This is a genomic window from Microcoleus sp. (assembly GCF_049646505.1).
In the GTDB taxonomy this organism is placed as follows: Bacteria; Cyanobacteriota; Cyanobacteriia; order Cyanobacteriales; family Microcoleaceae; genus Microcoleus.
In genome coordinates this window covers 13678-30080 of sequence record NZ_JBARVX010000241.1, presented here as the reverse complement: position 1 = coordinate 30080, position 16403 = coordinate 13678, and the positions used below count along the sequence as shown (strand labels likewise).

Below are 16403 nucleotides of genomic sequence, written 5' to 3'. Positions count from 1 at the left end.
CAATTCCCAATTCCCAATTCCCAATTCCCAATTCCCAATTCCCAATTCCCAATTCCCAATTCCCAATTCCCAATTCCCAATTCCCAATTCCCAATTCCCAATTCCCAATTCCCAATTCCCAATTACCAATTACTGACTAAATGGTGTTCCATCGCAAAGCGAACGAGTTCTGTTCGGTTGCTGCTTTCAGTTTTTCTGAACAAACTGCTGACGTGCTTTTCGATGGTGCGGGGACTGAGGTGGAGCCGATCGCCAATTTGAATATTAGAAAGACCTTCTGTCAGCAAATCTAGCACTTGTTGCTCTCGCTGCGTTAAATTCGGAGCATTTTGGCTGGGAGAATAGCCATCGCCAGTTTCTGACCTTTGAGTTAAAAAATCGGATTCAGGGTGGTTGTTGCCTCTGTGGCGTGCCTCTGTTGACGTAGATTCTGATTCCGAACGAGAAGATGCCTGAGCAATGAGAGCGTAGCGATCGAGCAAAGAGCGAATCACCGCCCCCAACACCTGTAGTTCAAAAGGCTTAGCCAGAAAATTGTCGCACCCCATCTGATAGCCGCGAATCCGTTCCTCAGTGCTCGTGCGTTCCGTCAAAAAAATCACCGGTAGCAAACGAAAAGCGGGACGAGTCCGAACTCGCCGCACAAATTCGTAGCCATCCATTTCGGGCATTGTAATGTCGGTAACAATCAAGTGGGGCTGAAATTCCTGTACCAACCCTAAAGCTTCTTTGCCGTTCTCAGCAGGAATTACAGAATATCCGGTAATTTCCAGATAATCGGTAATCGACAGGCGAGTCGCGAAATCGTCATCAGCAACCAGAATCGTTAAGGGCATGGGCGGACATTAAAACTTAAACATAAAAAATTAAAAGTGAGTAATTTCACTTTTAATTTTTTAATTCTACTGGTTAACTTCCTTTATAGCTTGTAGTCAAAGTAGCAGGCTGCGCTAATTTCCCCTCCAAAGCTACGCCGCGCCCGTTGGCTGCCAAATGTCGCAGAATTTTGTAAATTGTCTCGATTTGCTCTGGTTTTCCGGCTTTTTTGGCTATTTCTGCTACAGACAGAGGTGCATGAGCGTCTTTGATAATTTGCAGCACCTGTTTTTGCAAATCCAATACAGCAGCGGCAGCTTTTTTGCCTGCTTCCACCCCTGGCTGGTGATAGGCGTTGACATTCACCAAGGAACCGTAAAAACCTACTGCTCTTTCGTAGAGGGCGATTAATGCTCCTACTGTCCGAGGGTTGACTTGGGGAATTGTGACAGTAATTGAATCTCGGTGATTTTCGTGCAAAGCTTGTCGAGTTCCCTGCAACAAACCAGACAAATAATCTCCAGAAGTAACGCCTGTTTCTACTTCTGGGGAAATGCCTTGCCTGTCTTCCAATACTTCGATAAATGTGAGGAAGAAATTCGGTACGCCTTCGCGCAGTTGCTGGACGTAGGCGTGTTGGTCGGTGCTGCCTTTGTTGCCGTAGACTGCGATTCCTTGATGAACTGTGTTGCCTTCTAAATCTTTTTCTTTGCCTATAGATTCCATGACTAATTGCTGCAAATAGCGGCTGAATAATAGCAGAGAATCTTTGTATGGCAAAACTACCATATCTTTTTCGCCGCGTCCGTTGCAGGCAAAATACCAACTCATTGCTAAAAGGGCGGCGGGATTGTTTTTAATTTCGGGAATTCTGGTAGCTTCGTCCATGACTTTAGCGCCGTCTAGCATCGCCCGAATGTCGATGTTTTGCAAAGCTGCGGGCAAAAGTCCTACTGTTGAGAGTTCTGAGGTGCGTCCTCCCACCCAGTCTGACATGGGGAAGGTGGCAATCCAGCCTTGGGATTTGGCTAATTTGTCTAGTTGGCTGTCTGTGCCGGTGATGGCAATTGCTTGTTTGGCGAAGTCTAGTTTTTCGGCGGCGAAGGCTTTTTGAACTTCGATGGTGCCGTTGCGGGGTTCGGGGGTGCCGCCGGATTTGGAGATGGTAATTACTAGGGTGCTGCTGAGTTTGTCTTTGATTTTGTTGAGGGTGCGATCGATCCCTGCTGGATCTGTGTTGTCGATAAAATGAATTGCTAGGGGCGGGATGTCTGGGGATAGGGCTTCGGCGACAAATTGGGGGCCGAGGGCGGAACCGCCGATGCCGATCGAGATTATATCGGTAAATTGGGGAGCAAAGGGCGGTTTGATATCGCGGCTTTGAACTTTCTTGACAAATTCTTCGACTTGTGCTATCTCTTCAATTATTTGTTGTTTTAATTCTGGAGTGGGAGCCAAATCGGGGTTTCGGAGCCAGTAGTGACCCACCATGCGGTGTTCGTCGGGATTGGCGATCGCGCCTGATTCCAAAGCTGCCATGTCTTTGAAAGCTTTGTCAAATTTGGGTTTGAGTGCTGTTACGAAAGCGTCGTCAAATCCCATGCGACTGATATCGAGATAAAGTCCCAATCCAGAGTGATAGTAAAGCCAGTCTTGGTAGCGTTGCCAGAGTGATGCGGCGTCCATAGAATTCTCTAAAATTTTTATAATGTTCGATCGTCGTCGGGAATCAACCAATTGTAGTTTAAAACGATGTTATGTATAGTTTTTGCAGAATCCCAATAAAATTTAAGCATTTGTCCTAGGAAGGCAAAAGGCTGGGTTCGGCAGAATTCAACAATAAAAATATGACTTGGGCGGCATTTTTGGTAGGTCGATCGCCCATTGATGGCTAAGCCCCATAGATAGATATAAAGTCAAGTGATAGCCGCAAATAGATTTAAGTGTTGTCTGGGTTCGGCTTTGGGTTCTGGTTTGACAATACTCGAATTAAGCCACGTCCCCTTTAAAATAGACATTGCAGTCTTGTTAAGTATACTTTTCGCTGTCACTCAATCATCGGCTAGAAATATAATGAACAACTCTCAAATATCACAGTTGTAGTATAATATACAACAATACGGTTCACTTAAGACTGATCCCCCCTAGCCCCCCTTAAGAAGGGGGGGACAAGAGTATTTTCAAAGTCCCCCTTCTTAAGGGGGAGTTAGGGGGATCTCCGGGCAATAAACAGCGCTAACTGAAACGTAGTAGAATATACAGATATTAGAATGAAAGTGCGATCGACTATGCTTACTTTATCTCCAGAATTAAAAGAAAGATTAGCAACTCCGCTCAAAATAGGCGATTTGGAAGTAAAAAGCCGCGTCCTGCAATCGCCCTTATCAGGCGTTACAGATTTAGTATTTCGCCGTTTGGTGCGCCGCTACGCCCCGGATTCGATGATGTACACCGAAATGGTAAACGCTACGGGTTTGCACTACGTGAAGCAATTGCCAAAAATTATGGAAATTGATCCAAACGAACGCCCGATTAGCATTCAATTATTTGACTGCCGGCCGAATTTCTTGGCAGAAGCGGCGCAGAAAGCCGTAGCAGAAGGAGCGGATACTGTTGATATTAACATGGGCTGTCCGGTGAACAAAATTACTAAAAACGGCGGCGGTTCTTCGCTGCTGCGAGACCCGGAAACGGCCGAAGCAATTGTGCGGGCGGTGGTGGAAGCTGTAGATGTTCCTGTGACTGTTAAAACTCGCATTGGTTGGACTGACCAAGAAATTAATATTTTGGAATTTGCTCGAAGGATGGAAGATGCGGGAGCAAAAATGATTACCGTGCACGGTCGCACTCGATCGCAAGGTTACACCGGCCCGGCAAAATGGGAATGGATTCGCCGCGTTAAGGAAGTTTTATCGATTCCTGTAATTGGTAACGGGGATATTTTTTCAGTGGAAGCTGCGGTGCGCTGTCTCCAAGAAACCGGCGCTGACGGAGTGATGTGTTCGCGGGGAACTTTGGGCTATCCTTTTTTGGTGGGAGAAGTCGATCATTTCTTGAAAACTGGTGTGGAAAAGATACCTCCGACACCAATTGAACGGCTCGAATGTGCTAAAGAACACCTGCGGGCTTTGTGGGAATATAAAGGTCAAAGCGGTGTGTCTCAAGCGCGCAAGCACTTAACCTGGTATGCTAAAGGTTTCCCAGGCGCTGGGGAATTGCGGGGGGTGTTGGCGGTGGTAGAAACGGTGGAGCAAGGTTGCGATTGGATCGATCGGGCGATCGATCAATTGCCCGCAAGTTGAAATAAACTTAGATATTGCACCATTTTTAATCAGCCTTTCACGGGCGGGCTCGCTTGCTGGCCCCACAAGAAAATCTAATCTTTGACACAACAGGCCTTCCTAGCCTGCGCGATCGAGAACGGTGCAAGCTCAAACAAACAAAATCCGCCTCTTCGGGCTAAAATTCAATACACAGTTAAAAATTTGTGTGTGGGGGAAAGCATGGATTCATTAAAAGGGCGAGATTTATTAAGTCTGGCAGATTTAAATATTGACGAATTAAATTATTTGCTAGATTTAGCAGCCAGTTTAAAATCGGGAATGGTCAAGCTGAAACGCACTAAAGTTCTCGGCTTGTTATTTTCCAAAGCTTCAACCCGAACGCGGGTAAGTTTTACGGTGGCAATGTACAAATTGGGAGGGCAAGTTGTTGACCTCAATCCCAACGTTACGCAAGTCAGCCGCGGCGAACCTTTAGTCGATACAGCCAGAGTTTTAGACCGATATTTAGACATTTTGGCGATTCGGACTTTCGAGCAAAAGGATTTAATAACTTTTGCCAATTATGCTAAAATTCCTGTAATTAATGCCCTGACAGATGACGAACACCCTTGCCAAGTGCTGGCGGATTTAATGACAGTTAAAGAGTGTTTTGGGAAGCTGGAAGGAGTGACATTAACTTATTTGGGCGACGGAAACAACATGGCTAATTCCCTGATGTTGGGCTGTGCTATGGCGGGAATGAATGTCAGAATTGCTTGTCCTGAAGATTTTCGCCCGAATCCTGAAATTGTGGCAAAGGCTAAGGCTATTGCTAATGGAAAAACAGAAGTTACAGTGACTTCTGATGCGGAAGCGGCGGCTAAGAATGCTCAAGTAATTTATACTGATGTTTGGGCGAGTATGGGACAGGAAGAGGAAGCTAAAATCAGGATTCCTTTGTTTGAGCCTTATCAGGTAAATGAACGATTGCTGGAGTTTGCCGATCGCAATGCAATTGTACTTCACTGTTTGCCGGCACACCGGGATGAAGAGATTACGGATGCGGTGATTGAGGGGAATCAATCGCGCGTTTGGGTTCAGGCGGAAAATCGGATGCACGTTCAACAAGCTTTGCTGGCCGGCATTCTCGAAAGCGATTAGGAATAGAGAAGAGAAGAGAAGAGAAGAATCAGAGAAGAATCGGCGGTTGAAACCGCGTCTACACAAACGAAGTCCGCCTGTGCGGACTGAAGAGTTAAAAAAAAGCCAATTATCTCTATCTTTCTCTCTTCTCTTTCTCTGCGCCCTCTGCGGCCTCTGCGGTTAAAAAAAATCTAATTCAAAAATGAATAGAATTGATACAGCCCTTTTCAATTTGATATAATCGGTGGTAACATTTCCCCAATTGAGATATTAAAATCGGGAAATTGCAGCGGTGAAATGCTAGAAAATTCCCCAAGAATGACTTCGCTTTGATATTCATCATCAGCGGGTTCTCTAAAAACGTGCAGTTGTCTGTCATTTACATTTAGTACCCAATAATCGGCAATTCGAGATCGCGCGTAAATTTTAGCTTTAACTTCGCGATCGTAAGCCAAGCTGCTGTCTGCCACTTCGATAATTAGATATACTTCTGAGGGAGTCGGATGGTGAGTGGCGTAGTCCAAGGGATCGATGACTACTACAGCGATATCCGGTTCAGGTTCGGAACTGTCATCAAGGGCGATCGGATCTTGAGTATAGACAGCAGCCAGGTTTTCGAGAAGTTCGCGCAGCAGCGTCGCAGTGCGTCTAGTGGCAGAAGTGTGGGCAGTTCCTTTTGCACTCATTTTGAGAATATTTCCTGCAATTAATTCGACTCGTTCCTCTGGGTGAAAAAACCCGATTTCTCCGAGTTTTTGATATTCTTTAACCGTCCATTTGCGGAGCGTGAAAGGGGCTTCTGTGATTAACATAGCTTCACCGACAATAGCGCACTTCAATCCAGGATAATTTAATTGTACCACTTCTGAGTAAATCCTACTTCACTCACCGACTTAAGAATTGCCCCGTAACTGATTAAATTCTTGCCTCTCTCCGATCTCCCTCTGCGCCCTCTGCGCCCTCTGCGGTAAAAAAATAAACTCGTTACCAGGCTCTGCCTGGTAACGAGTAGACGAGTTAAAGTTGAAAGTTTACAAACTGGCGAAATTCACTTTTGTAACTTCACCGGCGACAACATCAACTGTTTGTTGAACCTGATTTCCATCAACTTTCAACTGATAAGAACCGGGCGAAAGCTCGATCGCCCCAAACCATCCTTTACCATCCGCCTGCAGTTGTCGCACCTTGCTGCTAGCATCGATCGCCTGCAAAGTCAAACTCGCGCCGTCGCAAGTTCGTTCGCACTTTTGCAACATTCCAGCGATCGCCCCAGCAGTAGGCCGCGACTTCCAAGGCATATCGGGAACCGCTGCAGGCATTGTCCACACGGGCTGAGTTTGAATAGTTCTGCCCGTAGCGCCGTCAACGTATTGACTCGGCTGCGAGAGGGCGGTGTAAAACCAATCATTGCTTTGCGGCAGGTATTTCCAAGGCTGGCGGGGTAAATCTCTGCTGTTGCGGCCCGATCGCAGTTCGACGTTGGTGTACAGGTTGCTGCTAGCGTAGGAATACAGCACAGTACCCGCAACGTGATTCCCAAGGGCTGAGGGAGCTTCGGCGCGGCGGACTTGCGAGAGAGTGTCTTCGATGTAATTGAGGTAATTGCCGGGGCCGATCGCAATTTGGCGGTTGTACTGGTGGTTTTTGGCGTACTCGATCCAGTTGTCATAGGCGAGTTTTTGCGATCGCTTGTATTCGCGCTGGTAAGTCATCGGCATCGCCATGTCGAGAATACCTTCTTCCAGCCAAGCGCGCCAATCTTGCAAAACTTCTTTGTAAGGTTGCGTTTGCATCCAGTCGCGATCGCTTTTCGGCCCGTCTCCCCAGGCGATGGTGGCGGCGGTAATTTTCACGCGCGGTTTAATCGCCATCGCTTCTACATAAAGCTTCCGCACTAAATTTGTCACTTGTTCGCGCCGCCACTGCATCCAGGCGGGATCTGTGGGTGCGGGTTTGCCCGATCGACCGTTTTGCTGGTTGAAACGGGCGATCGAAGTAGGATTGTAGCCCCAATTCGGCCCGCCGTAGCGCACGTAATCCAACTGCACGCCGTCCACACCGTAGCGCTTCAGCAAGTCCAAATACACGGAAACAGTATAATCTAAAGCGTCTGGATGGCCGGGATCGAGGAAACCGGGCGATTCTCCCCTGGAAGTCAGCATCGCCCAGTTATCCCTACCAGAAGCAGTAGGCCCGTGTTGTTGCCAAACATGACCGGCGGGAAGTTTGCTACCCGAAACTACCGGCAGCGTCACCATCCAAGCGTGGACTTCAATGCCTGCGGCGTGGGCTTTGTCAATCAAATCTTGGAGGGGATCGAAACCGGCTGGAACGTTGGGATCGAGGGTGCGGGGTTCGATCGAACTCGTGTAAAAAGCATCGCCCCGACGGCGGACTTGGGCGACGATCGCGTTAGCATTGGCCCGCTGTGCGTCTGCAATCAACTTGGTGACTTCTTGAGGCGTTTTGAAACCAGGGTTGAATGCGTCCACCCAGAAAGCCCGAAATTCGGCGGTTTGCGGGGGAAGTGTGGCGTTAGCCCGGTTTTGGAGGTTTGAGAACCAGCCGGGAATCAGCAGAAAACTAATTGTTAAGCCGATCGCGAACAGGCTTGACAAAAAGAATGTTTTGTGTTTACGCATGAACAATGTGTGAGAGAGCGTTGAACTGTCTTTTACGGACTTTTGGTCTGAGAGTCCGGTTGACATTTTCGCACATCGGTGCAAATTTGGACGAAAATAAGCTCAAGTGGCGATCGAAAACATCACCTAATTTTCTGGATACTTTCTTGATGTGTGAAGGACTCGGAGAATTTCTACACTTTCTTCTTTTACTCGATAGACGATCAGATAAGATGTATTGGAAATGACAAGTTCTCTAGTAGATTCTACGCGACCAACTCTGCCCGTAAAAGGAAACTCTGCGAGTTGACCTGCTGCACTCTGAATCCTTAAAATTAATTGCCTTGCTGCCTCTGGATTGTCTTTGACAATATATGCGTGAGCCTGTTCTAGATTTCGCAAAGCTTGTCGCAGCCACTTAATTTTCATTAGTCAATTTGGCAAAAACTGCTTGAACTTCATCATCGCTGGCAAAGTCTCCAGCTTCGGCCTCGGCAACGCCTTTGTTAATCTCATCGAGCAGCCATTGATAAATCTCCAGATAAGAAGATATCGCTTCATTCAAAACATAACTGAGATCCCGATCCATAACAGTAGCGATCGCCCTCAGCGCCTCTTTTTTTTCGCTATCAATTGGAAACGTCACATTTTCTTGGTTCATGGCTGCCTCTTGCTGTTATGGGAAGAGATTAGAATGCTACCATGATAGCGTATAGATCCCAATTTGGGACGAAAATAAACTGAACTGGCGATCCTCTTCGTTGGCGCAGCCCCCGCAGGGGCGGGCTTCACTAACGCACTTTTCTTAACAAATGATAGCACCGCATTTTCAAGCACTAGGCATTCCGGGCGACAGCAACACAACAGCAACCAATTTACTCGATCGAGTAGACCTCCTGCGGTTAGAAGCAACCCAAAAATTGCAGCAAAACCAGAGAGGAGAAAAAGGACAATTCTTGACACCTTGCTCCGCAGCAAGTTTGATGGCCGCAATGTTTGAATTCAAGTGTCCCCATATATCATTATTAGATGCCGGTGCAGGTATTGGTTCCCTGATAGCAGCCGTTGTTTGCGAGCTTTGTCAGCGCCCAAACAAACCGCAAGCCCTGCACGTTACAGCTTATGAAATTGATATTATTTTGATTGACTACCTCAAACAAAGCTTAGAATTGTGCAGAATTGAATGTCAGAAATTTGGCATAATTTTTACCAGTAAAATTTGCAGAGTAGACTTCATTCAAAAAACTGCTGAAATGTTGAATTCCAATCTATTTACAAACTCAAAAAAACTGGAATTTACCCATGCAATTATCAATCCTCCCTATGCTAAAATCCAAGCTAAATCTCAAGTGCGTACCTGGCTGCGTTCTCTAGGAGTAGAAACCGGCAATCTCTACACTGGTTTTATGATTGCCGCCGCTAGCTTGCTCAAACCAAACGGTGAATTAGTGTCAATTACTCCCCGCAGTTTTTGCAACGGTTTATACTTTCGAGATTTTCGTAAAGTCTTCCTACAAATGATGGCTTTACGCCAAATACATATCTTTGAATCGCGACAGGAAGTATTTCGCGATGATGCTGTTTTGCAAGAAACAATTATTGTGCGCGCTACCAAACAAATAGAAAAGCCAGATACTGTAACGATTACCTCAAGCAATAGTGCTGATGACGATCTAATTTTGTGTCATAATATACGATATACTGATGTAGTTAACCCCAAAGATTCCGAGCAATTTATTCGGATTTTGCCCGATGCCCTCAGCCAGCAATTAGTTGAGCAAATGGCTCAATTTACTTGCACGCTAAAAGAATTAGGTTTGACAGTTTCCACCGGAAAAGTTGTAGATTTTCGCGTTGGTTCTGACTTGCGGCAAGAACTAGAAAAAGATGCAGTTCCACTGATTTATCCAGCCCATTTATCGGCTGGGTTTGTTGAATATCCCACCGCCACCAAAAAGCATCAAGCTTTAGCAGTCACCGAAAAAACTGCTGCACTCCTCGTACCCAACGAACATTATGTTTTGACCAAGCGCTTTTCGTCAAAGGAAGAACAAAAGCGAATTGTTGCAGTTGTTTGGGATTCCGACAAAATTAATAGTTCTAGCGTTGGTTTTGAAAACCATTTAAATTACTTTCACCAACAAGGACGCGGATTAGACCTCACTCTGGCGCGGGGATTGACTGTTTATCTAAATTCGAGTTTGGTAGATGGGTTTTTCCGGCTGTTCAACGGACACACTCAAGTTAATGCTACTGATTTACGCAATTTGCAGTATCCTAATTTAGAGCAATTACTTTTATTGGGCGCTCAAATAGGAGAAATATTTCCTACACAGCGGGAGATTGATGAACTTGTTGACAGACAACTGCTGAAAGCGACAAATTCGGGATTTATACCATTTTGCAAAATAAGTGCTACATAGAACCCCCCCCAACCCCCCCTTGTTAAGGGGGGGCTAGAAATTGATCTATAGCAAGTATTTATTAAATTGGTATTATTTAAAGTCTGGCGATCGCCCTTCATGTTAAACTTTTTGCCAGCTCATTTTCTGGAAAATATACGGTAATTCAGACTCAAGACTGTAAACTGTTTTAGGCGTCAACTGCAATATAGCTAATTCAAGACTTGCGCGCGGGTGGTCAGAAACCGGGTTTTTTGCAAAAATCTTTCGCACTCGTCCAGAGATTCGGTAAAAAACCCGGTTTCTTTGGCTTTAGCGCATCCGAAAGATAGAGTGTGCGCGTAAGTCCTATAATTGCAATTCTCAATTCATTTCAACGTGAATCTATGCAACCTATCGACTGGTTAATTGTCCTGCTTTACCTAGTCTTCTCCCTATCGGTGGGCTTATATCTCTCCCGCAAAGGGTCGAAGAGTATGGTAGATTTTTTTGTATCGGGTCGATCGCTTCCTTGGTGGCTGGCCGGTAGCAGCATGGCGGCTACCACTTTTTCTATCGACACTCCCCTCTACGTTGCTGGAATAGTCGGCAATCGGGGAATTGCTGGCAATTGGGAGTGGTGGAGTTTTGGCATTTCTCACATTATTATGGTGTACGTTTTTGCCAAAATGTGGCGGCGTTCTGAAGTCATTACCGATGCGGAACTGACAGAGGTTCGCTACGGTGGCAAAACGGCGGCTGTTTTGCGGGCTACAAAAGCATTTTTGTTTGCTGTTCCTATCAACTGTATCGGTATCGGGTACGCGATGCTGGCAGCGGTAAAAGTTGTAGATGCTTTGCAAATTTGGCAGGGTTTTGGGATTGAACCGGGACAAAATCTCAAGTTTTTGAGCGTTCTCGGTATCAGTGTTTTAGTATTATTTTACGCTGGTTTTGCTGGTTTGTGGGGCGTGGTTGCTACTGATTTTTTTCAGTTAGTTTTGGCACTTGTGGGGGCTGTTTTAGTAGCTTTTTTTGCTCTCAGCAGCGATCGCATTCCCGGCATTCATGCCCTGATTCCGGCAGTACAGCAGGCTACAAAACAGGATATTTTATCATTTTTTCCCTTTAGTATTGGGTCTGGCGGCTTTCGGTGGAGTGAGGCGGCTGGTATTACTTCAAGCACATTTTTAGCTTATCTTGGCGTTCAGTGGTGGTCGTGGCGGCGCAGCGACGGCGGCGGTGAATTCATTCAGCGTTTGATCGCTGCGAAAGATGAAGCGGAGGCGGAAAAGTCGGCTTGGCTGTTTAATATTTTGAATTACGTGGTGCGGCCTTGGCCTTGGATTCTTGTAGCTTTGGTGGCGATCGCAGTTTATCCTGATTTACAAGACCGGGAATTGGGCTATCCCAAATTGATGTTAGATTTTTTGCCGCCTGCAGTTTTGGGGTTAGTAGTCGCATCGCTGTTGGCTGCTTTTATGAGTACGGTTTCTACTTCAATTAACTGGGGCGCTTCCTTTGTAACTAATGATTTGTATCTCCGCTTTGTCAAGCCCGATGCTACTCAAGACGAACTCGTGTGGGTTGGTCGGCTTTCTTCGGTTTTTGTGACTGCTTTGGGTGCGGTGGCGGCTTATTTTGCACAGGATGTGGCGACGGTTTTTCGGTTGGTAATTGCGATCGGTACTGGTTCGGGATTGGTGTTAATTTTGCGCTGGTTTTGGTGGCGAATTAATGCAGCGGCGGAACTGACAGCAATTCTCGGCGGTTTTGTGGTGGGTTTGACTACCAGTTCGGTGCCGGCTTTGCAAATTCAAGACTTTGGTTTGCGTTTGATGTTTATTACGGTGACAGTTGGCATTCTGTGGATCGCGGCGATGCTGCTGACTCCTGCAGAATCTGACGAGACTCTTGATGAATTTTACCGCCGGGTGCGGCCGGGCGGGCCCGGTTGGAAAAGACAGCGCGATCGCACTGGTTTAGAACCGGTTCAAGATTTAGGAACTGACCTCAAACGGGTATTAGCGGCGATTGTATTAATGTTTGGGTCGATGTTTGCGATCGGCGGATTTTTGCTGCTTCAGCCGCTAACGGGTTGGGTATCTTTAACCGCTGCTGTTGTCGGCTGGATGTGTTTGCGACAGCTAAATAAAAGCAAGGTTTTACCGATGCCGAGGCCCGGACTCGACGATCTAGATTAGGGAATTACCAACCGCAATCGGCAAGGTTTGTAGTGCGGAATGCAAGTCCGCACTGCAAACCAAATCAATCGGTGCTGGCGGCGCACCCTGCATGATTAGCCAGCGGCCAATTAAATTGAAATAAAATCGCTAGCTGTTAGCGGACTCCTTGAAATGCCAGGAATACTGGCAATAACTTCGCCGCTACTGGCAATTCCGATCGTTGTTGAAACATCGGCTTGAGTAACTGTCAGTTGGTTGAAAGTCAAACCTCTGGTCAAACCGATTAAATCTTGACCCTGTTGAAAGTCTATAATTAGATCTGTACCTGCGCCTGCTCCTAACACTAATACGTCGCGTCCAGCGCCACTAATTAAGATATCGGCACCCAATCCACCAACGAGTGTATCGTCCCCATCTCCCCCATCCAAATTATCATCTCCTTTGCCGCCAAATAGCTGGTCGTTGCCGCTGCCACCGCTGATAATATCATTGTTGCGACTGCCGGCGAGAGTGTCGTTTCCCCCGTTACCAATAATAATATCGTCGCCTGCAAAACCGGTGGCTGTATTGTTGGCATCGTCGCCTAACAAATAATTAGGTTGAGATTGGTTGAGAGCATTTTGGATGGCAAGAATGTTTCCAAAAAAGGATGCTCCCGGAGCGTTTCTCGATTGCTCGAAGGTGCTGCGCGATTGCATGGCTGCTCCCAATTCTGGCAGCACAAAGTCTACGCCAGCTAACAGTTCTAAATAATCTGAATCTGTAAAAGTAAAATCGGGGCTGCTCAATTGGGTTGCAGAAATTTCTGTTTGAGTAAAACCGAGAGGAGGAGTTGTTAACAGGCCTGCTTGCCTGTGCTTTTCTAGAACTAACAGCGGGTTAATAATCGGGTTGGTAAATGTTTGTAAAAATACTTTTCCTGGCAGAAAAGCTTCTCCTCCCAAACTCACAAAGTCGCCGCTAACAATGTAGTGGGTTACATTCTTGCTGGCACCGGCTTTCTGTGTAAAAGTATTGACTGTGCTTTGATCGACTCCGGGAGAATTGAAAGTGACTACATCTCCGATCGCAGATGTGAATTCGCTGGCGGCTAGCTGGGTTAAGGCACCGCCCAAGCTGTGTCCGAGAACGTCTGGCGGCAAGCGGTTGGGGTTTTTGGCGGGATTTTGACCGATCTCTGTCAGCCAATTTCCTAGGGCTTGTTTGTTGGCTTCAAATTGGTTGAAACCGATGCCTCGCGGGTCTGTGTTGGCAACTTCGTCGATCGGTTGGTCAACGCCCCGAAATACGAGAACTGGCGGTTTGTCTGGGGTGGTGGATATTAAGCCGATCGCGTGAAATCCCGTTCCTGGATCGTCGAAGGTGCGATCGATTTGGTAGCCCGTGGCGCTCAAATTAGTTTGAACTACAGTTTGAAACTGGGGGTTGTCATCGATGTAAGCAACTTGTTTCGCTAAAGTTTCGTAAACGGCGGGGGAAGAAGGCATATTTTTTATTTCCTGTGGTTGAATCGGGAATTAGTTTTTAACCTGGTTAATTCATTTTACTGTAAAATGGATTAATTAACAATATTAATTTATCCTATTTTGCAATTATAAACTTGTTTAAAAAACAAAACAAACCAACCGAACCTAGCAAAAAAAGTAATAGCTTTTACTAGATTTTGCTAGCTTTTGCGGCAGCCAAAATACAAATATTTCTCGCACTAAAGCTGCACAAAATCAGTCTGCGTAATGTCGCTGGCAGACAAGCCTGTGAGAGTAGCAAGAATTTCGCCAGTAATCGGGATAGTAATTAAAGCTCCGTCACCACCTTGGCTGACTCTAATTAGAGGGAAAGTTAGCCCCCGCGACAGTGCAATTAAATCTTCACCTTTTTTAAAATCGACAATTACATCGGCTCCGCCGCCGGATTCCAATACAAAGCGATCGCGCCCCGCACCGCCGATCAAAATATCGCTGCCAAACTCGCCGGACATCAAATCGTTTCCGTCGCCACCCTCCAAATAATCGTTATCTCTGCCGCCGTACAAGAAGTCGTCACCCTCATCACCGGTGATGCTGTCATTACCTCGATTTCCTCTAAGAGTATCGTTACCGCCGCTGCCGATAATGGTATCCTCGCCCTTGCCGCCGGTAGCAGTATTGTTGCGAATGTCGCCTAATAAATAATTCGGTTGCAGAGGAGCTAAACCGTATTGCATTTGTCTGATTAACTGCACAAAAGAAAATTCTGGTGCTGTTCTCAAACTCTCTGCACCCGATCTTTGTCTGATTGCTATTGACACATTTGGCAGGGGGAAATTTAGGGCACCGATAAATTCGTTAAAATCTGAGTCGTTGTTGTTATAAGAAAAGTCGGGTTGGTTTAAGTCTTCGACGGAAATTTGCCTCTGGAAAAAATCTGCGGGCGGAGCGCTTAACAAATTTTGTGTCCGATGTTTTGCCAAAACAGTTAAGGGATTGATGCTCGGATCTGTAAAACTTTGGATAAATACTTTTCCCGGTATAAATGCTTCGCCAAACAAGCTGACGAAATCTCCGCTGACAATGTAGTGACTGACTTTTTTGTTGCCAACTCTGCTGAGATTTTTCCGAAAATCGTTGAATGTAGTGGTTGAGACTCCGGGAGAGTTGAAGGTAAATATGTCGTCGGTGATAGATGTGTATTCGGTGGCTGCGATTTGAGCTACTGCTCCGCCCCAACTGTGACCGACGATATCGGGCAATAATTTGCTGGGGTTTTTAGCAGTATCTTGACCGATTTCTGTGAGCCAGCTTTTGATGCTATCTTTGTTTTTTTCAAATTCTGGTAAGCCGATGTCGCGGGAGTCGGAAAACATAGCGTCGCCGTCGATGAAATCTGTACCTCTAAATACGAGGACTGGCGGATTTCGGGAGTCGGAGGAACCGAAGCCGATCGCATAAAATCCAGTTTCTCGGTCGTCGAATATGCGATCGATATAGTAGCCGTTAGTATCCAGGAAACGCGCCACGTCATTCTGCGCGTTGGGCTTTTCATTCAAAAAAACAATTGACTTAGCTAGAGCTTCATAAACTGCTGGCGAGGCACTCATAATCTTATATTTTGTGTTTGTTGGTACTGGCGATCGCTCTTTTTGAGAGCAAATTGTCCAATGGCAGCATTATAGCTGACAAGATTTGTATGGTACAATTGATAAAATCAACTCAAGAATTAAAGTTTTGCGGTTATGGCTATCCTTCGTCAATACATTGCTCCATTTATAGCGATATTAATATTTTCCCTAGCTCTGGTAGCAGTCAGCGCTCGCATCTTTTTGCCGGCTGACATGGCGGCCCCGGCACCAATTGAGGAAGCGATCCCCCAAAAGCAAGCGGCAGCAGTGAATCCAATTTTCTTGGGGCTAAATGATGTCGCTCTCGGTGTCCGAGTCCGTTGATGTCTGCTCAACTAATACCGGGCTACGGGCTGCGCGAGGGGTCGCGCCTCGATCGGGCAAAATTACTAAAGTTCCTGCACCGGACTTACGGAGAACTTTACCCGGATGGGGAATTTGGACATTTGGCTCAAACTGTCGAGCAGTATTTTTCTAACCAGACGCCGCTTTGGTGGGTAGAGTGCCTGAAAAACATCCCCGAAAAGGCAGAAAGTTTGTCCGCGCCGCCCCAAAAGTATCTCAATCCCGGAGAGCGAGCGCCAAATCCCCAATCGGTTGTGGGATGTTTGTGGGTGGGAAATGCGATCGACCAAACCACTGGATTGCGCCACGCCCACATTTTTTTGCTCTACATAGCGCCGGAGCACCGCCGTCTGGGGCTGGGTGCAGCTTTGGTTGTTCGTGCTGAAAATTGGGCGCGTTCCAGGGGAGACCGACAAATTGGTTTGCAAGTTTTTTTGAGCAATCAGCCGGCTATGAATCTCTATCAAAAGTTAGGCTATCAAAGCCATTCTGTCTGGATGAACAAATCACTTTGACAAGCGAATTTCAAAGGTGGTACCCGCCACGCGATC

General features: G+C 46.5%; 14 protein-coding genes. 6 read left to right on the top strand and 8 right to left on the bottom strand.

From position 1 onward, the window contains the following. Positions 1-122 precede the first annotated feature (122 nt). Positions 123-836 carry a response regulator transcription factor gene (locus WBA89_RS13025; protein WP_424406991.1) on the bottom strand — a complete coding sequence of 238 codons (714 nt, stop codon included), beginning with the start codon at positions 834-836 and terminating at the stop codon, positions 123-125. A 73-nt stretch (positions 837-909) separates the two neighbouring features. Further along, complete coding sequence (locus WBA89_RS13020) at positions 910-2502, bottom strand: glucose-6-phosphate isomerase (protein ID WP_424406989.1); 1593 nt, start codon at positions 2500-2502, stop codon at positions 910-912. A gap of 602 nt (positions 2503-3104) precedes the next feature. Between WBA89_RS13020 and dusB the strand changes: the two genes are divergently transcribed. Then, positions 3105-4118 (top strand): tRNA dihydrouridine synthase DusB, encoded by a 1014-nt coding sequence (gene dusB, locus WBA89_RS13015; RefSeq protein ID WP_424406987.1) that lies wholly within the window; start codon positions 3105-3107, stop codon positions 4116-4118. A gap of 201 nt (positions 4119-4319) precedes the next feature. Next, positions 4320-5240 (top strand): ornithine carbamoyltransferase, encoded by a 921-nt coding sequence (gene argF, locus WBA89_RS13010; protein WP_424406995.1) that lies wholly within the window; start codon positions 4320-4322, stop codon positions 5238-5240. Between the two features lie 209 nt (positions 5241-5449). Here the strand turns inward: argF and WBA89_RS13005 are convergent, their stop codons facing one another. From WBA89_RS13005 to WBA89_RS12990, 4 genes are all read right to left on the bottom strand, one after another. Beyond that, the gene (locus WBA89_RS13005; RefSeq protein WP_424406985.1) at positions 5450-6034 is read right to left on the bottom strand and encodes a Uma2 family endonuclease; all 585 of its coding nucleotides are present in this window, start codon (positions 6032-6034) and stop codon (positions 5450-5452) included. 219 nt (positions 6035-6253) lie between these two features. Then, positions 6254-7840, bottom strand: coding sequence for a family 10 glycosylhydrolase (locus tag WBA89_RS13000; RefSeq protein WP_424406983.1), 1587 nt, complete (start codon positions 7838-7840; stop codon positions 6254-6256). Between the two features lie 150 nt (positions 7841-7990). Further along, positions 7991-8272: a type II toxin-antitoxin system RelE/ParE family toxin gene (locus WBA89_RS12995; protein WP_333420777.1), complete on the bottom strand. Its 282-nt coding sequence runs from the start codon at positions 8270-8272 to the stop codon at positions 7991-7993. Then, complete coding sequence (locus tag WBA89_RS12990; protein ID WP_424406980.1) at positions 8262-8504, bottom strand: CopG family ribbon-helix-helix protein; 243 nt, start codon at positions 8502-8504, stop codon at positions 8262-8264. Before WBA89_RS12990 ends, WBA89_RS12995 begins: the two co-directional genes overlap by 11 nt. 151 nt (positions 8505-8655) lie before the next feature. On the opposite strand from WBA89_RS12990, the gene WBA89_RS12985 reads away from it, so the two are divergent. Both WBA89_RS12985 and WBA89_RS12980 read left to right on the top strand, forming a co-directional pair. Further along, positions 8656-10266: an Eco57I restriction-modification methylase domain-containing protein gene (locus tag WBA89_RS12985; RefSeq protein WP_424406978.1), complete on the top strand. Its 1611-nt coding sequence runs from the start codon at positions 8656-8658 to the stop codon at positions 10264-10266. Between the two features lie 365 nt (positions 10267-10631). Next, complete coding sequence (locus tag WBA89_RS12980; RefSeq protein ID WP_424406976.1) at positions 10632-12428, top strand: sodium:solute symporter family protein; 1797 nt, start codon at positions 10632-10634, stop codon at positions 12426-12428. 110 nt (positions 12429-12538) lie between these two features. On the opposite strand, the gene WBA89_RS12975 is transcribed toward WBA89_RS12980, so the two are convergent. Together WBA89_RS12975 and WBA89_RS12970 are read right to left on the bottom strand one after the other, a co-directional pair. Then, entirely contained in the window at positions 12539-13897 is a 1359-nt protein-coding gene (locus tag WBA89_RS12975) for a calcium-binding protein (RefSeq protein ID WP_424406974.1), read from the bottom strand. 218 nt (positions 13898-14115) lie between these two features. Next, positions 14116-15486 carry a calcium-binding protein gene (locus WBA89_RS12970; RefSeq protein WP_424406972.1) on the bottom strand — a complete coding sequence of 457 codons (1371 nt, stop codon included), beginning with the start codon at positions 15484-15486 and terminating at the stop codon, positions 14116-14118. A 135-nt stretch (positions 15487-15621) separates the two neighbouring features. Here WBA89_RS12970 and WBA89_RS12965 point away from each other — a divergent pair, with 135 nt between their 5' ends. Continuing rightward, positions 15622-15831, top strand: a complete 210-nt coding sequence (locus WBA89_RS12965) for a hypothetical protein (protein WP_424406970.1) — start codon at positions 15622-15624, stop codon at positions 15829-15831. Further along, a complete protein-coding gene (locus tag WBA89_RS12960) occupies positions 15831-16367 on the top strand; it encodes a GNAT family N-acetyltransferase (RefSeq protein ID WP_424406968.1) in 537 nt (178 codons plus the stop codon). The genes WBA89_RS12965 and WBA89_RS12960 overlap by 1 nt, the downstream gene beginning before the upstream one ends. Positions 16368-16403 lie beyond the last annotated feature (36 nt).